The organism is Streptomyces sp. NPDC051569 (genome assembly GCF_044454085.1).
GTDB lineage: Bacteria > Actinomycetota > Actinomycetes > Streptomycetales > Streptomycetaceae > Streptomyces.
The window spans coordinates 136,317-156,841 of the sequence record NZ_JBITDJ010000013.1; the positions used below are offsets into that span (position 1 = coordinate 136,317).

15 protein-coding genes and 1 other RNA gene are annotated in these 20,525 nt (G+C 71.7%); 7 read left to right on the forward strand and 9 right to left on the reverse strand.

Going from position 1 to position 20,525, the window contains the following annotated elements; translation table 11 throughout:
• The first annotated feature begins 82 nt into the window (after positions 1 to 82).
• A complete protein-coding gene (locus ACIBAE_RS19740) occupies positions 83 to 355 on the forward strand; it encodes a hypothetical protein (RefSeq protein WP_399286881.1) in 273 nt (90 codons plus the stop codon).
• A 27-nt stretch (positions 356 to 382) separates the two neighbouring features.
• Here ACIBAE_RS19740 and ssrA read toward each other — a convergent pair.
• The 5 genes from ssrA to ftsE all read right to left on the reverse strand — a co-directional run bounded on the left by ssrA (position 383) and on the right by ftsE (position 4,392).
• Positions 383 to 769, reverse strand: a transfer-messenger RNA (tmRNA) gene (ssrA, locus tag ACIBAE_RS19745).
• 136 nt (positions 770 to 905) lie between these two features.
• On the reverse strand, positions 906 to 1,385 hold the full coding sequence (smpB, locus tag ACIBAE_RS19750; protein ID WP_399286884.1) for an SsrA-binding protein SmpB: 480 nt from the start codon (positions 1,383 to 1,385) through the stop codon (positions 906 to 908).
• A gap of 34 nt (positions 1,386 to 1,419) precedes the next feature.
• Positions 1,420 to 2,643 carry a S41 family peptidase gene (locus tag ACIBAE_RS19755; protein ID WP_399286887.1) on the reverse strand — a complete coding sequence of 408 codons (1,224 nt, stop codon included), beginning with the start codon at positions 2,641 to 2,643 and terminating at the stop codon, positions 1,420 to 1,422.
• A 67-nt stretch (positions 2,644 to 2,710) separates the two neighbouring features.
• Positions 2,711 to 3,628: a permease-like cell division protein FtsX gene (gene ftsX / locus ACIBAE_RS19760; protein ID WP_399286889.1), complete on the reverse strand. Its 918-nt coding sequence runs from the start codon at positions 3,626 to 3,628 to the stop codon at positions 2,711 to 2,713.
• A gap of 74 nt (positions 3,629 to 3,702) precedes the next feature.
• Complete coding sequence (gene ftsE / locus ACIBAE_RS19765) at positions 3,703 to 4,392, reverse strand: cell division ATP-binding protein FtsE (protein ID WP_399286892.1); 690 nt, start codon at positions 4,390 to 4,392, stop codon at positions 3,703 to 3,705.
• A 270-nt stretch (positions 4,393 to 4,662) separates the two neighbouring features.
• On the opposite strand from ftsE, the gene ACIBAE_RS19770 reads away from it, so the two are divergent.
• On the forward strand, positions 4,663 to 4,854 hold the full coding sequence (locus ACIBAE_RS19770; RefSeq protein WP_399286895.1) for a hypothetical protein: 192 nt from the start codon (positions 4,663 to 4,665) through the stop codon (positions 4,852 to 4,854).
• A gap of 159 nt (positions 4,855 to 5,013) precedes the next feature.
• Here the strand turns inward: ACIBAE_RS19770 and ACIBAE_RS19775 are convergent, their stop codons facing one another.
• The 4 genes from ACIBAE_RS19775 to ACIBAE_RS19790 form a co-directional block, all read right to left on the reverse strand.
• On the reverse strand, positions 5,014 to 5,583 hold the full coding sequence (locus ACIBAE_RS19775) for a hypothetical protein (RefSeq protein WP_399286898.1): 570 nt from the start codon (positions 5,581 to 5,583) through the stop codon (positions 5,014 to 5,016).
• Between the two features lie 270 nt (positions 5,584 to 5,853).
• Positions 5,854 to 6,960, reverse strand: a complete 1,107-nt coding sequence (gene prfB / locus ACIBAE_RS19780) for a peptide chain release factor 2 (protein ID WP_399286900.1) — start codon at positions 6,958 to 6,960, stop codon at positions 5,854 to 5,856.
• 134 nt (positions 6,961 to 7,094) lie between these two features.
• Positions 7,095 to 8,333, reverse strand: a complete 1,239-nt coding sequence (locus ACIBAE_RS19785; RefSeq protein ID WP_399286903.1) for a protein kinase — start codon at positions 8,331 to 8,333, stop codon at positions 7,095 to 7,097.
• Positions 8,334 to 8,543: 210 nt separating this feature from the next.
• Entirely contained in the window at positions 8,544 to 10,202 is a 1,659-nt protein-coding gene (locus ACIBAE_RS19790) for a serine/threonine-protein kinase (protein ID WP_399286906.1), read from the reverse strand.
• Positions 10,203 to 10,762: 560 nt separating this feature from the next.
• Here ACIBAE_RS19790 and ACIBAE_RS19795 point away from each other — a divergent pair.
• The 5 genes from ACIBAE_RS19795 to ACIBAE_RS19815 all read left to right on the forward strand — a co-directional run bounded on the left by ACIBAE_RS19795 (position 10,763) and on the right by ACIBAE_RS19815 (position 20,438).
• Positions 10,763 to 14,098 (forward strand): FtsK/SpoIIIE domain-containing protein, encoded by a 3,336-nt coding sequence (locus tag ACIBAE_RS19795; protein WP_399286909.1) that lies wholly within the window; start codon positions 10,763 to 10,765, stop codon positions 14,096 to 14,098.
• 194 nt (positions 14,099 to 14,292) lie between these two features.
• Positions 14,293 to 15,690 carry an ABC transporter substrate-binding protein gene (locus tag ACIBAE_RS19800; RefSeq protein ID WP_399286912.1) on the forward strand — a complete coding sequence of 466 codons (1,398 nt, stop codon included), beginning with the start codon at positions 14,293 to 14,295 and terminating at the stop codon, positions 15,688 to 15,690.
• Positions 15,691 to 15,694: 4 nt separating this feature from the next.
• Entirely contained in the window at positions 15,695 to 17,044 is a 1,350-nt protein-coding gene (locus ACIBAE_RS19805; RefSeq protein ID WP_399286914.1) for a carbohydrate ABC transporter permease, read from the forward strand.
• Positions 17,041 to 17,922: a carbohydrate ABC transporter permease gene (locus ACIBAE_RS19810; protein WP_399286917.1), complete on the forward strand. Its 882-nt coding sequence runs from the start codon at positions 17,041 to 17,043 to the stop codon at positions 17,920 to 17,922. The genes ACIBAE_RS19805 and ACIBAE_RS19810 overlap by 4 nt, the downstream gene beginning before the upstream one ends.
• 185 nt (positions 17,923 to 18,107) lie before the next feature.
• Positions 18,108 to 20,438, forward strand: coding sequence for a CDP-glycerol glycerophosphotransferase family protein (locus ACIBAE_RS19815; RefSeq protein ID WP_399286920.1), 2,331 nt, complete (start codon positions 18,108 to 18,110; stop codon positions 20,436 to 20,438).
• Positions 20,439 to 20,525 lie beyond the last annotated feature (87 nt).

Genomic DNA, 20,525 nt, shown 5'->3' on the forward strand with positions numbered 1-20,525 from the left:
CCCGCATTCAACAACACAGGTGCGTGAATGGCGAGGGATCAGGTGTTGGACCGGGGGCGGCGCCGGGCCTGAAGCTGACGCCATGCCGCTTTCACCGAACACCCCTCTCCTGACCGTCACGGGCACCACCCTGGTCCTGGCGCCGCGTCCCGACATCGGCTTCGGCCCGTCCTCCGGCCCTTTTCGCGCGGCCGACGCCGGTCCCGACGCCGCTGATACCCCTGATACCGCTGATACCGCTGATACCGCTGAAGCCAACGCCGCGCGCCGGGGCGTGCGCCGGGTCGCGGACGCGCTCCGCACCTGGAGCGCGCGCCGGACCGGCCCGCCATACGACGAAGGCCCCGCTGCCTGAGCAGCGGGGCCTTCGCCTCACATGGGGTGGTGGAGATGGCGGGAATCGAACCCGCGTCCAACGGTGCAGGAACAGGGCTTCTCCGAGCGCAGTCCGCTGCGATTTTCTCGGCCCCGGAGATCACACGGACAAGTCTCCGACGGGCTCAGTCACTGTTTGATTTCCTTCTGGGCCCCGTGACCGGGCTCAGAAGTTTAGTTCCCTAGTTGATGCCAGGATCCGGGTCGGGAACAGCCCCGGGCTGACACTCCGCAGAGTCTTCGCTAGCTGCTAATTAGGCAGCGAGAGCGAAGGCGGAGGAATCGCGCTTAGAAGTGGCGATTATTGTTTGCGACATATGGTTTACGAGATCATTGCCGCTTCCTCGGCTCGCTTCCCCTGCTTCGACATCCGCTGTCGAAACCGATCATCCCCATGTTGATTTTTCAAAAGCGCACCCGCTGTGAGGTGCACGACCCATCGTACGTGACCAACGCGTACGGGGGCCAGCCCATTCCTTCCGGGTCGGGCACGCCCTCCGGGCCGCGCACGCCCTCCGGGCCGGGCGGGATCAGGAGCGCTGGCGCCGCTTCACCGCCGAGACCGCGCGGTCCGTCTCACGCCGGTCCTGCTTCTCGCGCAGCGTCTGGCGCTTGTCGTACTCCTTCTTGCCCTTCGCGAGCGCGATCTCGACCTTCGCCCGGCCGTCCTTGAAGTACAGGGACAGGGGCACGATCGTGTGACCCGTCTCCTGCGACTTGGACTCCAGCTTGTCGATCTCGATCCGGTGCATGAGCAGCTTCCGCTTGCGCCGGGCGGAGTGGTTGGTCCAGGTCCCCTGCGTGTACTCGGGCACGTGCACGTTGTGCAGCCAGGCCTCGTTCCCGTCGATCTGGACGAAGCCGTCCACCAGCGAGGCCCGTCCCTGGCGCAGGGACTTCACCTCGGTGCCCGTCAGCACGAGACCGCACTCATACGTGTCGAGAATGAGGTAGTCGTGCCGCGCCTTCTTGTTCTGCGCGATCAGTTTGCGCCCAGTTTCCTTAGCCATAGTCCCGCCATTTTCGCACCTCGGCGCAACTTCTTTACGGTCTGGCCCCGAGGCCGCTCAGCACCGTCCGCGCCCGCTCCTGGGCGCGCTCGCCCACCTGGAGATCCGGTGTTATACCCAGGCCGTCCACGCCGTGCCCGGCGGGCGTGCGGTAGTGGCCGACGGTCAGCTCGGCGACGGATCCGTCGGGCAGCCGGCTCGGCATCTGCACCGAGCCCTTGCCGAAGGTGCGCGAGCCCACGGTGATGGACCGGCCACGGTCCTGGAGCGCCCCGGTGACCAGCTCGGCGGCGCTCATCGTGCCGCCGTCGACCAGCACCACGACGGGCCGCTCCGTGTCACCGCCCGGATCCGCGTACAGCGCGCGCTGCTCGCCCCGTATGTCGTACGTGGCGACCAGGCCGCCGTCGAGGAAGGCCGAGGCGGCGGTGACGGCCTCAGTCACCAGCCCTCCCGCGTTGCCCCGCAGGTCGAGCAGGACGCCGGCGCCGCGCGGGGCGTCCAGGACCGCGTCCCGCACCCGCTTGCCCGACCCCTTGGTGAACGCGTCGACCTTGATCCGCAGCGCGCCGCCCCCGATCGGCTCGACCGTGACGGACTCGGTGGCGAGCCGGGCGCGGCGCAGGCTCTCGGTCCAGCGGCGCCCGTCCCGCTCCAGCCCCAGGACGACGGTGGTGCCGGGCTCGGCGCTGGGGGACTTCGCCTCCCGGGCTCCCCCGGTCCGCGCGTCGCCGCGCAGGAGCGCCATGACCTCGGTGACGGGCCGCCTGGCGACGCCGCTCCCGTCGATGTCCCTGACGATGTCACCGGGCCCGATACCGGCCTGCTGCGCGGGACCACCGGGCTGCACCCGGGTGACCTCGATCCGGCCCCCGGCCGTACGCCTGGCCCAGAGTCCGACGCCGGTGTACTCGCCGTCGAGGGCCTGCTCGAACTCCTCGTACTCCCGCTTGTCGTAGACCGCGCCCCAGCGGTCGCCGCTGCGGCTGACGACCTCCTCGGCCGCTTCCGTACCGGACTTGCCGTCGGCCATCGCCTCGGCGGCCGCCCGGGCGACTTCGGCGCTGTCGACCGTCAAGGGCACGGGACGCGCGGAGGGGCCGGCCGATTTCCCGTCGGAGCCCGACAGGGAGCCGGGCAGGGCGCCGGGCAGGGAGTTGGTCGCGGCGGCCGTGGCGAGCACGCTCGCGAAGACCAGTGTCAGGACAGCCCCGCGGCGGATACCGCGGGGCCTGTGGTGCGACGGGGAACCTGACATGACGTTGAGTCTAGGACAACCCCTGGCGACCGAGAGGTGCTTGGCCACAGGTCGCCAGGGGCGCTTGTCACACCCGGAGGTACTTGCGCAGCGCGATGAAAGCGGCCAGCGCGGGCATCAGCAGACCGATGGCGATCACCAGCGGAAGCTTCGCGAGGACCGCGTCCCAGCCGATGAAATTGACCAACTGCATCTTCTGCGACAGCGCGAGACCGTGATCGATCAGGAAGTAGCGGCCGAAGAGCAGCATCGCGGAGGCCAGTCCGCCACCGATCAGCCCGGCGAACGCGGCCTCCATGATGAACGGCATCTGGATGTAGAAGCTGGAGGCACCGACCAGCCGCATGATGCCGGTCTCGCGGCGGCGGCTGAACGCCGATACGCGCACGGTGTTCACGATCAGCATCAGCGCGATGACCAGCATCAGCGCCATCACCCCGAGCGCGGCGACGTTCATGCCGTTCATGAGGTCGAAGAGGTTCTGCAGGATGTTGCGCTGGTCCTGGACGGACTCGACGCCGTCCCGGCCGGAGAAGGCGGTCGCGACCACCTGATACTTCTCCGGGTCCTTCAACTTGACCCGGAACGACTCCTGCATCTGGTCCGGGGTGACCATGGCGGCGATGGGAGAGTCGCCGTACTGCTCCTTGTAGTGCTTGTACGCCTGGTCGGACGTCTCGTGGTGCACGGTCTGGACGCTGTCCATCTTGTGCAGATCCGCCTCGATCTGCTTCTTCTGCTCCCCCGTGACCGCGCCCTTGGCGCACGCGGCCGAGGTCGTCGCGTCGTTCTTGCTGCAGAGGAAGATGGAGACGTTGACCTTGTCGTACCAGTAGTCCTTCATCGTGCTGACCTGCTCGCGCATGAGCAGCGCGCCGCCGAACAGGGCGAGCGAGAGGGCTACGGAGACGATGACCGCGAAGGTCATCGTGAGATTTCGGCGAAGACCGACGCCGATCTCCGACAGGACGAACTGGGCGCGCATGGCGTCCTTTCAGCTTTCGGTGCTCAGTGCTCGGTGCTCGGTGCTCGACACCCGGGGGCTCAGGGGCACAGGGCTCAGTGCTGGTAGCCGTAGACGCCGCGCGCCTGGTCGCGCACCAGCCGGCCCTTTTCGAGCTCGATCACGCGCTTGCGCATCTGGTCGACGATGTTCTGGTCGTGGGTGGCCATCACGACCGTCGTGCCGGTCCGGTTGATGCGGTCCAGCAGCTTCATGATGCCCACGGAGGTCTGCGGGTCGAGGTTGCCGGTCGGCTCGTCCGCGATCAGCAGCATGGGGCGGTTGACGAAGGCCCGCGCGATCGCGACGCGCTGCTGCTCACCACCGGAGAGCTCGCCGGGCATCCGGTCCTCCTTGCCGCCGAGACCGACGAGATCGAGGACCTGCGGGACGGACTTGCGGATCTCGCCCCGGGACTTTCCGATGACCTCCTGCGCGAACGCCACGTTCTGCGCGACGGTCTTGTTCGGCAGCAGCCGGAAGTCCTGGAACACGGTGCCCAGCTGGCGGCGCATCTGCGGCACCTTCCAGTTGGACAGGCGCGCGAGGTCCTTGCCGAGGACGTGCACCATGCCGTGGCTGGTGCGCTCTTCACGCAGAAGGAGTCTCAGAAAGGTCGACTTGCCGGAACCGGACGAGCCGACCAGGAAGACGAACTCCCCCTTCTCGATTTCGAGGGAGACATCGCGCAGGGCGGGGCGGTTCTGCTTCGGGTAGGTCTTGGAGACGTTGTCGAATCGGATCACGGGATGCACCACGGTCGTCCGGGAGTAGGTGAGCGTGACCTTACGCGAACCGGACTGGCGCGCGCAGTCCGCGCAGGAGAAGGGTCCCGGCTTGGGCGATTTATCACGGATGCGCGGTGGTCGCCGGTGATGCCGGACCGTCGTGATCCGCCCGGTCGCGCCGAAAAGGCAGGGAACTGGCACAGTGGAGGGGGGAACGGTCACGGTTCCCGGAGCGTTGAGCGGAGAGACGCCGATCGCGGCCGGGCCGCGCGGTGAGGAGGAAAGCGCATGACCTACGACCGACTGGTGTGCGCCAACTGCGCGGGGCCGGTCAGCGAGGGCCGCTGCCCCGTCTGCCGCGCCAACAGGGAGCGTCTGCAGCAGCGCGGGCCGCTGGGGGGATCGCACCCGGTGGTTCTGCTGACGCTGCTGATACTGCTGATGGCGGCGGTGGCACTGGTGGCGGCGCACCCCCTGTAACCCGGCGCGTACGCACGGGTACACACACGCACAGGGAAGGGCCCGGATGCTCGGCGGAGCACCCGGGCCCTTCCGCATGTGCCGATAGGTGTGCTGATACGCGTGCTCCACGTGTCGTACAACACGCGCCTGGGCCCTTGAGCCCCTCAGCCCCTGGGACTAGACAGCGGTGCGGCCGCCGGCCAGGCGCGGCAGCATCCGGAAGCCGATGCCACCGGCGATCATGGTCGCGGCGCCGATGATCAGGAACGAGGTCTCGGCGGCGCCGGTCTCCGCCAGCTCCTCCTTGACCTCGCCCTGCTGCACCGGCTGCGAGCCGCCGCTGTCGGTGTCGGTGTTGTCGGTGCCGCCGGTCGTGCCGGTGCCACCCTCATGGCCCGGCTCGGTGGGCTCACCGGTCGGCTGAGTGGGCTCCTCCGAGGGCTGAGTGGGCTCCTCCGTCGGCTGAGTGGGCTCCTCGGTGGGCTGAGTCGGCTCCTCCGTCGGCTGAGTGGGCTCCTCGGTGGGCTGAGTCGGCTCCTCCGTCGGCTGAGTCGGCTCGCCCGTCGGAATCTCGGTCGGCTCCTCCGTCGGCTCGGTCGGGCCGTCGGTGATACCGAGGCCGATGTCGCCGACCTGGACACTGATGCCGGCGGCCTGAGCCCCGCCCGCGATCGTCAGGGAGGCGCCCGCGGCGATCACGGCGCCGGCCGCGATACGCGCCACGCGCATACGCGTCTTCTTGGTCATCTGGTTACTACCCCCATGTAGATCATTCGTCATGGTGCAGCGTCCGGGACAGCGGCGCCGGGGGTCCGCGTACTTCGCCCCCGTGTCTCACGCGCCCCAGAAAGCGCATGCCACGTGTCAGCCTTACGAGTTTTCATATACGCGTCAAGGACGTTGCGCGTGCGATGACCGGAATGCCGCCAGTTGTCCGGCGGGCAGGGATAGAACTGTGACGTAAAAGGGAACTGCCGCCCTGTGGGCGGCAGTTCCCTGAGTCGACCTGGCGCGAATCTACTTGTCCGACTGCTTGCGCCAGCGAATGCCGGCCTCCAGGAAGCCGTCGATCTCGCCGTCGAGAACACCCTGCGGGTTGCCCACTTCGAACTCCGTCCGCAGGTCCTTGACCATCTGGTACGGGTGCAGGACGTACGAACGCATCTGGTTGCCCCAGGAGTTGCCGCCGTCGCCCTTGAGGGCGTCCATCCTGGCCCGCTCCTCCTGGCGGCGCCGCTCCAGCAGCTTCGCCTGGAGGACGTTCATGGCGGTCGCCTTGTTCTGGATCTGCGAGCGCTCGTTCTGGCAGGACACCACGATGCCGGTCGGGATGTGCGTGATCCGGACCGCGGAGTCGGTGGTGTTGACGCCCTGGCCGCCGGGGCCCGAGGCGCGGTAGACGTCCACGCGCAGCTCGGACTCGTCGATCTCGACGTGGTCGCTGGACTCGACGACGGGGAGCACCTCGACGCCCGCGAAGGACGTCTGGCGGCGGCCCTGGTTGTCGAAGGGCGAGATGCGGACGAGACGGTGGGTGCCCTGCTCGACGGAGAGCGTGCCGTAGGCGTACGGCGCCTTGATCACGAAGGTGGTCGACTTGATGCCGGCCTCTTCCGCGTACGACGTGTCGTACACCTCGGTGCCGTAGTTGTGCCGCTCGGCCCAGCGCAGGTACATGCGCTGGAGCTGCTCGGCGAAGTCGGCCGCGTCGACGCCGCCGGCCTCGGCGCGGATGTTGACGAGCGCCTCTCGCTCGTCGTACTCGCCGGAGAGGAGGGTACGGACCTCCATCTCGTCCAGCGCCTTCCGCACGGAGACCAGCTCGGTCTCGGCCTCGGCGCGGGTGTCGGCGTCATCCTCGGCCTCGGCCAGCTCGAAGAGGACTTCCAGGTCGTCGATGCGCCCGCGCAGCGCTTCGGTCTTGCGGACCTCGGCCTGGATGTGCGAAAGCTTGCTGGTGATCTTCTGCGCGGCCTCGGGGTCGTCCCAGAGGGACGGGGCCGCGGCCTGCTCCTCCAGCACGGCGATGTCTGCCCTCAGTTTGTCGAGGTCCAGGACGGCCTCGATCGACCCCATGGTCGAGGAGAGGGACTTCAGCTCTTCGGATACATCGACGACTGCCACGGGTCCAGCGTAACGGCTGAGCGGGGGAACCCATCCCCCGCTCACCGGACCGTTGCGGGACCGCCGCCTCAGAGCCTGCCGGGGGACCGCTGATCAGGCCGATCGAAGGCCACCCGACAGGCCCTTACGGGGGCCTACGGCGCCGGGGACGTCGTGTGCCGGGAGTCGTCCCGAGGAGGCTCGTCCGGACCGTCGCCGCTCATGGCCAGCCAGCCGCCCGCGCCCAGTCCGGCGATCAGCAGGACCGCCGCCGCGCCGAGGGTGATCCGGCGCTTGCGGACCGCCCCGGCCTTGTGGCGGGCTGATCCGGGGCGGCGCTGGCCCGGGGAACGGGGCGCGCGGGCCGTGCCGCGCGCGCCGCCCGCCAGTTCGTCCGGGGCCGGGACACGCATGCTCGTGTGGGTGTCCCGGTTGGAGTCGGGAGCCGAGCCCGGGACGAGCGGGACCGCGCCACGGCGGCGCGGCTCCTCGGGAGCCTCGGGACGCCGCTCCTCGTACGGCCGCTCGGCGGGCTCCGCGTCGGGCTCGTCGACGTCCAGGGGCGGGATGCCGGCGAGCAGCGGCAGCTGCTCGCGCAGCCGGGCCGCCAGCTCCGAGGCGCGCAGCCGCGAGGCCGGGGCCTTCGCCAGGCACTGGACGAGCAGCTGCCACAGCTCCTCGGGGATGCCGGGCAGCGGGACGACGGTCTCGGTGACATGGCGGCGCAGTACGGCCCCGGGGTGGCCGCCGCCGAAGGGGGTGAAGCCGGCGAGGAGTTCGTACAGGACGGTGGCCAGCGCGTAGATGTCGACGGCGGCGCGCGGCGGCAGGCCCTCGACGATCTCGGGCGCCAGATAATCCGGGGTGCCGATGATCCGGGTGGCCTTGGTGCGGCGCGGGGTGTCGATCAGCTTGGCGACACCGAAGTCGGTGAGGAGGGCGGGATGCGCGCCGCCGGGGCCGAGCGGGCCCTCCATGTCGAGCAGGATGTTCTCGGGCTTGACGTCGCGGTGGACGACCCCGGCGGCGTGCGCGGCCGCGAGGGCGTCGGCGACGTCGGCGATGATCGCGACGGCGGCCTCGGGGGCGAGCCGGCGCTCGCGGTCGAGGCGGGTGCGCAGATCCGTGCCGCGGACCAGCTCCATGACGAGCGCCAGGTCATTGCCGTCGACGACGAGATCGCGGACGCCGACCACCCGGGGGTGGTCGAGCCCGAGCAGGGCGGTGCGCTCCTGGACGAAGCGTCCGACCAGCTCCTGGTCGGACGCGAGATCCTCACGCAGGAGCTTGATCGCGACGGGGCCGTCGGGCCCCTCGCCGAGCCACACCGTGCCGGCGCTGCCCCGTCCGAGAATCTGGTGGGCGGTGTACCGGCTGCCGATATTCCGTGCCAAGACTGCTCCCTCAGCGGCTGGCGTTGCCCACAACGTACGCGGGCGCCGGGGTGCTGCGTGCCCCGGTCGGCGCCGGCCCTCACTTCTGTGGGGGAAATAGGGGGTGAACAGGGGTAAAGAGGAGTTTCGGGGGTCGTCCCCCAGGGTTCGTTCAGGGGTCTTCGCTCAGGCGGCCTTCGTTCTGGCCGCCTTTGCTCAGGCGGCCTTCGCTCAGCCGGAGTTCGAGCCGCCGCCACCCAGATCCGAGATCCAGCCGGCGACCTTCGAGATCGCGTCGCCGATGGTGGTCCAGTAGCCCTGGCCCTGGTGCACCCAGCCCTGGAGCGGGGTCAGCTCCCAGACCAGCCAGCCGGCGACGAAGAGCAGTATGACGGTGAACAGGCAGCCCTTGAGACAGCCCAGGCCCGGGATCCGCATGGGATTCGCGGTCCGCTGCCGGGGCGCGCGCGGCTCGCGGGACGCCGGTTGCGGGGGCGGCGGCTGCGGGGGCGCGTACTGCCGCTGCTGGGGCTGCGGCTCGTACCGCTGCCGCTGGGGCGGCTGCGGCTGCTGCTGGGCCGGCGGGGCGTACTGCTGCCGTGGCGGCTGGGGCTGCTGGTGCTGGCGGGCGGGCTGCTGCGACTGCTGGGCCGGGGGCTGCCGGCGCTGCGGGCGGCGGCGCAGCGGGTCCTGGCTCGGGTCGAGGTACTGGACCTGCGTCTGCTCGTTACGGTCGCGGGCCGCCTGCAGCTGGCTCTGCCAGGGGTGCGGCCCCTCCGGCTCGGCCTCCTCGGTACGCGGCGGTACGGGCGGCATGACCGAGGTCGGATCGGCGCCGAAGCCCGGCCCGCCGGGACCGGCCGAGGAGATGAAGCTGGTCGCGGCGTTCGGGTCGTACATCCCCATGCCCGCACCCGCGTTGCCCGGCAGCACCTGCGTCGGGTCGGCGGCGCCCGGTGTCCCGGGCACCGGCGCGGGCGCCGGGTCGGGGGCGAGCAGCGCGCCGACGCCGAGCGCCGCGTCGACCTGGGCGGGCGTGGAGTGCACGCCGATGCCGGAGGCGACGGCCCGCAGGGCGCGGGCGAGGTTCTCGGCGCTGGGCCGCTGGTCCGGGTCCTTGCGCAGGCAGCGCTCGATCACCGTCCACAGCGGCTCGGGCACGGTGGTCGGACGCCGGGGCTCCTCGCTGAGATGGCGGTGGAGCACTTCGAGGGCGGTCGCGCCGGCGAACGGCGGGCGCCCCGTGACCAGTTCGTACAGCAGGATGCCCGCGCCGTAGATGTCGACGGCGGAGGTCTGCGGGCGGCCCTCGGCGGACTCCGGCGCGACATAGGCGGGGGTGCCGACGAACTCGTGCGTACGGGTCAGGCCCGGGGAGTCCGCGAGGCGCGCGATGCCGAAGTCGGTGAGCATCGGGTGCAGGCTCTCGCCGTCGTTCCTCAGGAGGACGTTGGCGGGCTTGAGGTCGCGGTGGACGACGCCGTCGGCGTGGCTGGCGGCGAGCGCGTCCGCGATCTGGGAGGTCAGCAGGGCCGCGCCGACCGGGCTGAAGGGGCCGTTCTCCCGGAGGTAGCGGTGCAGGTCAGGGCCTTCGACCAGGTCCATCACGAGCGCGAGGAGATCGCCCTCGACGACCAGGTCGCGGGTGCGCACGATGTTGGGGTGCGTGAGGCGCAGCAGGACGGAGCGCTCGCGCAGGAAGCGCATCACCACATCCGCGTCGTTCGCCAGCTCCTCCTTGAGGACCTTGATCGCGACGGTCTCGCCGGGCTGGCCCGCCACGGCCGCCTCGGCACCCGCGGTCTCGCGCTGGCGGGCTCGCCAGACGGTGCCCGTGGCGCCGCGTCCGAGCGGCTCCTCGAGCAGGTACTTGCTGCCTACCGGCCGCACGTCATGCGCTCCCTGCTGATCGTGGTCGCCCCGTGGCCCCCGGCCACGGGTTTCCGACCCACTGTAGACGGGCCGGTGATCCGGGGGCGGCGTCGCGAACCGGTGACGGCCGCCCGGCCCCGGTCACCGGCCGGTCCCGGTCCTGGTCCGGCCGACGAGCCACCGGCCGGCCGTCTTCCACCGCCACCAGGTCGCGTGCGGAGGCAAAGACGCGCGCCCGGCGCGGTTGGTTGCCGCACCACCGCCGGACGGCCGCCCCCCAGGACATCAACAGGACACCAGACATGACATCAACAGGACATCAACGACGAGAAGACGGGACGAAGCAGCACCCAAGCAGGCACTTTTGCACCCACAGCCGACCATTCAAGATCACTTGTCCGTGGCCCCCGGGCGTGTTGTCGGTGGCAGGTGCGAGGATGCCCCCAGCACGGACGTGTGGAGCGGGGGCGACACCGGCTGTGCCGACCTGTACCGGACCACGCGTCCGTGTGTGGTGGGGGGAATCACAGGGCAGTTCCCCTGCCGGGCACCCCGCGCAGAAGGGACCGCTGACGGCGATGCAGATCCGGCTGACCGTCCTCGCGCCGCGCGGCGGCCATGCCGCCAGGCGCGCGTGCGACGTGCTCGTCACCGCCCCGGCGGGGACGGCGCTGGCCGCCGTCGCCTCCGGCCTCGCGACCGCCGCCGCGGGACCCGACGCCTCCGGCACCGTCGTCCTGTACTCGGGACGGGAGCGGCTCGACGCACAGCGCTGCGCCCTGGGTGAGCCGCCGCTGATCGACGGCGCGGTGCTCTCCCTCCAGGTCCCGGGACCGGACGACATCCCCACCGAGGACGCCCCGGCCCAGCTCCACGTGGTGGCGGGCCCGGACGCGGGCGGGGTCCATCTGCTGCACGGCGGGAAGATCCGGATCGGCCGCTCCGCCGAGGCGGACGTGCCCCTGGACGACCCGGACGTCTCCCGGCTCCACTGCGCGGTGACGGTCGGGGAGGACGGCCGGGTCTCGGTCGCGGATCTCTCGTCGACGAACGGCACGACGCTGGAGGGCGTCGCCGTGGGTGACCGGCCGGTCCGGCTGGCCCCGGGCGCGCTTCTGCGGCTCGGCGAGTCCGCGCTCCGGCTCACCACCGGCGCGCGGCCGGCCGTGCTGGCCACCACCCCGGACGGCGAGGGACACCTGCGGATCGGCCGTCCGGGGGCGGATCGTCCGGGGGCGCTCCCGCACGCCGGGGAAAGCGGCGACGGAGCACCCGGGACCGCCTTCGGCGCCCTCGGCGCGCGTCCGGGCCCGGTCGCGGCCGGCGAGGCGCCGGATCGCGGGGAGAGCCGCCAGGGCCGGCCGTACGGCGCCGGGAGCCCGGACCTCGCCCCTCGCGCACCGGCCACACCGGCCACACCGAGCAGACCAAGCAGACCAAGCAGACCGAACACACCGACCACCCGGTACGACGCCGCCCCGGACTCCCCCCGCGTGCCCGGCGCGCGCGGCACGGACGAAACGCGCCCCGGCTTGCGCGCCCCCGTGCCCGCTACCCCGGACACGACGCACAGCCGAACCGCCGCGCTGGACCCGGCGGACGGCGCGGACGGTGCCCAGCCGCACAGCAGGACGCTGCGGACGGCAGCGCGCGCGCCGGAGCCCCCCGAGGACGACAGCGCGCCCCGGCGCGGTGGCATAGGCGCCTGGGCCCGGCGGCTCACCGGCGGCCGCGAGGACGAGATCCCGGAGGCCGTCCCCGGCGGCTCCCCGGCCGACGCCGCCGCGACCGAGGGACGGGCAGCCCGCCCGGACATCTGGCCGGACCCGGCGGCGGTGCTGCTGACCGCTCTCTGTCCCGGCCCCCGGCTGTGGGAGCGGGACAGCCGCCATGCCGAGGCGCTCGTCATCCGGCTGGGCACGGCGGACGGCCCGGCCTCCGGAGGACCGGGGCCGCTGCGCTCCGCGCCGGTGACCGTCGGGCTGCGCGAAGCGGGTTCGCTCGGTCTGGCGGGGCCCAGGGAGCGGCTGACCGGTCTGACCAGAGCCGCCGTGGCCCAGCTGGCCGCGCTGCACTCCCCCGCCGACCTGGAGATCGTGCTGATCAGCACGGACCGGGCGAGGAGCCCGGAGCAGCGCGGACAGGAGTGGAAGTGGCTCGGCTGGCTGCCGCACGTGCGGCCCGCCCACGGCCAGGACTGCCGGCTGCTGCTCGCCTACGACCGCGACCAGGCAGGCGCCAGGACCGCCGAGCTGACCCGCCGCCTCGACGAAGGACCGCTGGGACCCGGCTGGGCCTCGGCCGACGCCGGAGCCGTGGCGGCCGCCGCCGCCCACCACGACGGGCCGTACACCGTGGTGATCGTCGACGGTGACCCGGGTTCGGCGGCGCTGCGCGAGACGACGGCGCGGCTGGCGGGCGCGGGCGCCGCCGCCGGCATCCATCTGATCTGTCTGGCCGAGACCCCGGCCGCCTCGCCGCTCTCTCCGGTCGCCGCGACGTACGAGGCGGCGTGCGCGGCCTCGCTCCCGTTCCGCGAGTGCGGGGCCGTGGCCCTGCTCAGCGGCGATGTGGCGACCGCGCTGCGGCTGCTGCGTACGACGGTGGGGCAGTCGGCGGGACACGGCACGGTCGCCGTCGTGGACGCGGTCTCCCCGGCCTGGGCGGAGCGGTTCGCCCGGGCGCTGGCACCCCTGCGTACCTCCGCCGGCGGCGGCCAGGGACGGCCGGCCGCCGCGCTTCCGCGATCGTCGAGGCTGCTGGACGAGTTGGGGCTGGCCCGCGCCACCCCGGCTTCCCTGCTGGCCCGTTGGGCCTCGGCCGCCGACCGCAGCGGAACCGGAAGCTGCACGGTGGTGCTCGGCGCCGGGCCGCGCGGCCCGCTGAGCGTCGATCTGACGCAGGAGGGCCCGCATCTGCTGATCGAGGGTCCCGCCGGCAGTGGCCGTACGGAGCTGCTCCGCTCGGTCGCCGCCTCCCTGGCCGCCGCGGACCGCCCGGACCGGCTGGGACTGCTGCTGGTCGACGGCGCCGGGGGCGAGCGCGGCGACGGGCTGGCCGCCTGCACGGAGCTGCCGCACGTCACCGAGCATCTGATCGCGTCCGACCCGGTCAGGATGCGGCAGTTCGCCCAGGCGCTGGGGGCCGAGCTGAAACGCCGCTCCGAGCTGCTGGGACGGCTGGACTTCGCCGAGTGGCACATCCGGCAGGAGGTGTCGGAGCGGATGATCGGCCAGCGCCCGCCGAGCGTCACCGAGCAGCGGACCGGCCGCCACCGCGCGGATCAGCCCCGCCCGGACCAGCCCCGCCCGGACCGGCCGGCCGACAGCCTGCCCGGGCTCCGGTCCGCCGGAGGCCGTGCGGGACGGGAGCAGGACCATGTCCACCTGCCCCGGCTCGTCGTGCTGGTGGACGACTTCGACGCCCTGACCGCCCCGGCGCTCGGCAGCCCCGGGCGTCCCGCCGCCGGTTCCGTCGTCAGGGCCCTGGAGGCCGTGGCTCGCGAGGGCGAGCGCCTCGGTGTCCATCTCGTCGCGACCTCGGGCCGCCCCGACCGCACGGTGGACACGGAGCTGGCGCAGGGCGCGCGGCTGCGGATCGTGCTGGACGCGCCGCCGGCCGCGCCCGCCCCGGACGATCCGGCTCCGGGCCGTGGCCGGCTCGGCCACCCGGACAACCGGGTGACCCCCTTCCAGGCAGGCCGGGTGACGGGCCGCATCCCCCGTACGGCGACCCAGCGGCCGACGGTGGTGCCGCTGGAGTGGGAGCGGATGGGTGATCCGCCGGCCCGCCGCCCGGTCCGGGAACTCGGCAACGGCCCGACGGATCTCGCGCTTCTCGCCAGCGCGCTGGAGCGGGCCGCCCGGTCCGTCGACGCCGTACCGCTGGCACCGCTGACACCGGCTCACCCCTGAAGATCCCTTTACGTCCGTCATGGCACGTCACGAGCCCATTACGATCAATGAGTTGACGGCCTGAACGGTCTTGCGGGCCGGGAGTCCCGGGCATAGGACTGTCCCGACGGGACGACAGCGACGCCGCCACGTCTTGGCCGCGTCGCCGTTCCGCATGCGTAGATCCGTACGCACACGGGAGAGACGGGGCAGTGATGGGCACAACTCGCACAAAAAGTAAGGCTCTTGGCGCACGCCGGACGGGGCTCGGCACGCGCAGGGCGGCCGTGGCGATCGTCGCCGTCGGCGCCGTGGTCCTCACGGGCTGCGGTGGCGACTCGAAGGACGACAAGGGCACGGACGCCGCTCCGGCCAAGACGCCGGCGGCAAGCGTCGAACTGCCCAAGCTGACCGGCGAGAAGATCGAGGTCGCGGCCGTCTGGACCGGCCCCGAGCAGGAGAACTTCACGAAGGTCCTGAAGGAGTTCGAGAAGCGCACGGGGGCGACCGTCACCTTCGTGCCCGCGCAGGACCCGATCGTCAACTTCCTCGGCACGAAGATAGCCGGTGGCAGCCCGCCGGATGTGGCGATGCTCCCGCAGGTCGGCGCGATCCAGCAGGCCGTGGCGAAGAAGTGGGCCAAGCCGGCCGGCGCCGAGGCGAAGGCGCAGCTGGAGAAGAACTACGGCAAGGGCTGGCAGGACCTCGGCGCGGTGGACGGCACGCAGTACGGCGTGTACTTCAAGGCCGCCAACAAGTCGCTGGTCTGGTACAACAACGCGGCGTTCGAGAACGCGGGCGCGTCCGCCCCCAAGACCTGGAAGGACTTCCTGTCGACCGCCGAGACGATCTCGGCCTCGGGCGTCACCCCGGTCTCGGTCGGCGGCGCGGACGGCTGGACCCTCACCGACTGGTTCGAGAACGTCTATCTCTCCCAGGCGGGCCCGGAGAAGTACGACGAGCTGGCCCAGCACAAGATCAAGTGGACCGACGGTTCCGTCAAGGACGCGCTGACCACCCTCGGCCAGCTCTTCGGCAAGCCGAACCTGATCTCGGGCGGCGCGGACGGCGCGCTCCAGACGGAGTTCCCGGCGTCCGTGACCCAGACCTTCACCGGCGGCGACCAGCCCAAGGGCGCGATGGTCTTCGAGGGTGACTTCGTCGGCGTCAACATCGCGCAGACCGAGGCCAAGATCGGCACGGATGCCAAGGTCTTCCCGTTCCCGGCGGTCGGCCCGGACGCCCCGGTGGTGACCGGCGGCGACGCGGCCGTGGCGCTCAAGGACACCAAGGGCGCGCAGGCGCTGCTGACCTTCCTGGCGTCCACGGACGCCGCGAAGATCTGGGCGGAGGCGGGCGGCTTCGTCTCGCCGAACAAGGCCCTGGACTTCGGCGCGTACCCGAACGACGTGCAGCGTGACATCGCCAAGGCGCTGATCTCCGCGGGTGACGACTTCCGCTTCGACATGTCGGACCAGATGCCGCAGTCGTTCGGCGGTACGCCCGGCAAGGGCGAGTGGAAGGCTCTCCAGGACTTCCTGAAGAACCCGAAGGACGTCGCGAAGGCCCAGCAGCAGCTGGAGTCGGACGCGGCCAAGGCGTACCAGAGCTGACGGGATGACGTCAGCGGTCACGGGGGGCACCACCACGACGGTGCCCCCCGTCGATGAGAAGCGCAAGAGCGTGACCGGCAGTCGCAAGCTCGTCGCGGTCGGCTTTCTGCTGCCCGCGCTGGTGCTGCTGGGCGCGCTCGTGGTCTACCCGATCGGGTTCTCCGTCTACCGGTCCTTCTTCGACAAGTCGGGCGACAGCTTCGCCGGGCTCGGGAACTATGTCGAGATCTTCACGGACGACACCATCCTCACGGCGGTCAAGAACAACCTGATCTGGGTGGTGGTGGCGCCGACCGTCGCCACGGCCCTCGGGCTGATGTTCGCCGTACTCACCGAACGGGTGCGCTGGGGAACAGCGTTCAAGCTGGTCGTCTTCATGCCGATGGCGATCTCGATGCTCGCCTCGGGGATCATCTTCCGGCTGGTGTACGAGCAGGACCCGGAGCGCGGGATCGCCAACGCGGTCTGGGTGGGTGTGCACGACACGTTCAACGAGTCGGCCGGCTTCCCCAAGGCGCATCCGCTGCCGGTGCATCCGCTGACGGCCGGGGGCGGCGGCTCGTTCGTCACCAAGGAGCCTGTACACGCGGGCACCGAGGTCCTGCTGCCGCTGGTGGGTGTGGCACCGGCCAAGATGCCGTCCGACGCGCGGCCGGCCAAGGCCGCGGAGCCGGCGGACGGCCGGGTCACCGGCACCGCCTGGCTGGACTTCACCAAGGGCGGCGGCGGCAAGCCGAACGTCATCGACGCCGAGGAGCTGGGGCTCAAGGGCATCAAGGTGGAGGCGGTCAAGGGCGGCAAGGTCGTCGCCTCCGCGACCGCGGGCGCCGACGGTACGTTCAGCCTGCCGGCCGTGGCCGACGGCGCCCAGCTGCGGCTGGGCCCGGACAACTTCCGGGAGCCCTACAACGGCGTCGACTGGCTCGGCCCCTCGCTGGTCACCCCCGCCATCATCGGCAGCTATCTGTGGATGTGGGCCGGGTTCGCGATGGTCCTCATCGCGGCGGGGCTGGCGAGCGTGCCACGTGAACTCATGGAAGCCGCCCGGGTGGACGGCGCCAACGAGTGGCAGGTCTTCCGCAAGATCACCGTGCCGCTGCTGGCGCCGGTCCTCGCGGTCGTCATGGTCACCCTGATGATCAATGTCCTGAAGATCTTCGACCTGGTCTTCATCATCGCGCCGGGCTCGTCCCAGGACGACGCGAACGTGCTGGCGCTCCAGCTCTACCGCTCGTCCTTCGGCACGGACGCGGACCTCGGCGTCGGCAGCGCCATCGCCGTGCTGCTGCTCCTGCTGGTCATCCCGGTGATGCTGTTCAACGTACGGCGCATGCGGAAGGAGACCCGCCGATGACCACGAACGACACCGCGGTCAAGGCGGAGCAGTCCCTCGCTGGCCGCGTCGCGGCCCGGGCGGGCGGCGGGGTGATGCGGGTCTTCCTGATCCTGGTCGGCCTGTTCTGGCTGATGCCGACGATCGGGCTGCTCATCTCCTCGCTGCGCGACGCGAAGGACATCGCCGCGACGGGCTGGTGGAAGGTGTTCACCGCCCCCGCCCAGCTGACCACCGAGAACTACTCGCGGCTCCTCGACAACGACACCATCACCAACTCGCTGTTCTCCACCATCATGATCACCGTCCCGGCGACCCTGCTGGTCGTGGTGATCGGCTCGCTCGCCGGATACGCCTTCGCCTGGATGGACTTCCCCGGTCGCGACTGGTGGTTCCTGGTGGTCGTCGGGCTGCTGGTGGTCCCGGTGCAGGTCGCGCTGGTGCCGGTCTCGAAGCTGTTCGGTTTCCTCGGCATCTTCGAGACCACCTTCGGCGTGATCATCTTCCATGTCGCCTTCGGTCTGCCCTTCGCGATCTTCCTGCTGCGGAACTTCTTCGCGGAGATCCCGAGGGAGCTGCTGGAGGCGGCGCGGCTCGACGGCGCTGGCGAGATACGGCTGTTCACGCGGGTGGTGATGCCGCTCGGCGGTCCCGCGATCGCCTCGCTCGGCATCTTCCAGTTCCTCTGGGTCTGGAACGACATGCTGGTCGCGCTGATCTTCGCGGACTCCAAGAACCCGCCGATCACCGTCGCACTCCAGCAGCAGGTACGGCAGTTCGGCAACAACATCGATGTGCTGGCGCCCGGCGCCTTCGTCTCGATGGTGATCCCGCTGGTCGTGTTCTTCGCGTTCCAGCGGCAGTTCGTCTCCGGCGTGATGGCGGGAGCCGTCAAGTAGCCCACCACGATGGGCGTACGGGGTCGTACGGGGTCGTACGGGGGGACGCGCGGCGGATCAGGCCGCGTGTCCCCCCGCCCGCGTCCCCCGGCTCATGTGCGCCCCTCCGCGTCCCCCCCGCCCGCCGCGTCCCCCGTATGCCACGTCCGGCGTAACCAGGTCACTCCACCGGCCGTTCCCGGGCCATGCCCCGGTTCAGCGTCATCGTCCCCGCGTACAAGGTCCAGGCGTACCTGGCGGACTGCCTGCGGTCGGTCCTGACCCAGACCTTCGACGACCTGGAACTCATCGCGGTGGACGACTGCTCGCCCGACGCCTGTGGCGCTCTCGTCGACGAGTTCGCCGCCCGCGACCACCGGATCACCGCGCTCCATCTCCCCGGGAAGAGCGGCCTCGGTCCGGCGCGCAACGCCGGGCTGGCCCGCGCCACCGGTGACTACGTGCTCTTCCTCGACGGCGACGACACGCTCGCGCCGGGCGCGCTGCGCTGCCTCGCGGACCGGATCGAGGAGTCGGGCGGCCCCGATGTGCTGGTCTACGACTACGCGCGTACGGACTGGTCGGGCGAGACCGTACGGAACACCTTCGCCGCCCCGCTCACCGAGGACGCGTCGTCTTTCCGCCAACTGATCGAGCGGCCGGACCTGTTGATGTTCCTGGTCGCCGCCTCGAACAAGGCGTACCGCCGCGCGTTCGTCGAGGGCGCCGGCTTCGCCTTCCCGCCCGGGCACCACACGGACACCGGCTGGGCCTATCCGGTGCTGATGACGGCCGGGTCGATCGCCACGGTGGACCGGGTGTGCGTGCACGACCGGCAGCGCCGTCTCGTACTGTCCGCCGCCGATCCCGGCCATCTCGCCACCGGGCGCGGCCACTTCGACCTCTTCGAGCAGTACGACCGGGTCTTCGCGTTCGTCGCGGGACAGCCGGCCCTGGCCCACTGGCGTCCGGTACTGCACCGGCGGATGCTCGACCACTTCGCGGCCCTGGCCGGCACGGACGGACTCCTGCCGCGCGGCAGCCACGGCGCGTTCTTCCGCCGCGCCCGCGCCCGGCACCGCCGCTACCGCGCCCCGGGCATCCTGCCCCCGGCCCGTAACAAGGCCCGCGTGAGTCTCCGAGCGGTCCTCCAGGCGGGGCTCCGGGCCGGGCCCCGGCACGCACTGCTGCGGCTCGGCGCCCACCGGACGTACCGCGTGCTGCGGAGCGCGGGACGCCTGCGGGACGCCGCCGCACGTCCGGCGACCGCACTGCTCAGGGCCGTACGCCAGGCGGCGCTGCTGCTCCACTACGGCCTCCAGCGACGCCTGCCGGTCCAGGCGGGCCTGGCGGTCTTCGCGGCGTACGGGAACAGCGGCTACACCTGCGACCCGGCGGCCATCGAGGCGAAAGTGCGCGAACTGGTGCCGCACCTGCGGACCGCCTGGATCGCCGGCGCCGCGCACGAACACACCGTCCCGGCCGCCACCCGCCGGCTGCGCCCGGGCACCTTCGCCTACTGGACGGCGCTGGCCCGCGCCAAGTACCTCGTCAACAACGCGGACTTCGACCAGCGGCTGATCAAGCGCCCCCGGCAGATCCTGCTCCGCACGCACCACGGGACCCCGCTCACGTCGGTGGGGCTCGATCTGCTGGACCGCCCGGCGGCGGCGCGCGACACGGATTTCGGCCGGCTGCTCGCCGACGCCGACCGGTGGGACTACTCCCTCTCGGCCAACCGTCACTCCACCCTGGTCCGCGAGAGGGCCTATCCCACGTCCTGTACGACGCTCGAATACGGCCATCCGCGCAACGACGTCTTCCAGCGCGCGACGGCGGACGACGTGGCGCGGCTGCGGGCCTCGCTGGCCATCCCGGAGGACAGCACCGCCGTCCTCTACGCCCCGGCGTACCGCGACTACCGCCGCACCCAGCGCCTCCCGCTGGATCCGGAGCGGCTGGCGGAGGCGCTGGGGCCGCGCTTCGTGCTGCTGACCCTCGCCCACCACGTGTACGGCGCCCCGGTGCCCTACACCCCCCGACCCACCTCGCACGCCCGGCTCCTCGATGTGTCGGGGCACCCGTCGGTGGAGGCCCTCTGCCTGGCCTCGGACGCGCTGCTCACGGACTATTCGTCGCTGATGTTCGACTACGCCAACCTCGACCGGCCGATCGTCCTGCACTGCGCCGACCGGGAGGCGTACGAGGCGGCCCGGGGCACCTACTTCGACCTGCGGGACTGCCCGCCGGGAGCGGCCGCGCGCACCGAGGACGAACTGATCGACATCTTCGCCTCGGGCCACTGGCGCGGCTCACGCTCCACCCAGCTGCGCACCGCGTTCCGGGCGCGATTCTGCCCGTACGACGACGGTCAGGCGGCGGAGCGCGTCGTACGGCATGTGTTCCTGGGCGAGACGGCGGGGCTGCCCGTGCCGCTCCCGCAGCAGGAGCGCACCCCGGCGCCGGTGCCGCTCCTCGTGCCACGGCAGTCGGAGGACGGCAGGAGCCTGTCGGGAGCCGAGCGGATGAGCGGCTGAGCGGCTGAGTGCCTGAGCGGCAGGGTCTGAGGGGCTGAGCTGAACGGCTGACCGGGATGAGGGCCCGGCCGGGGGCCCGACCGCCTG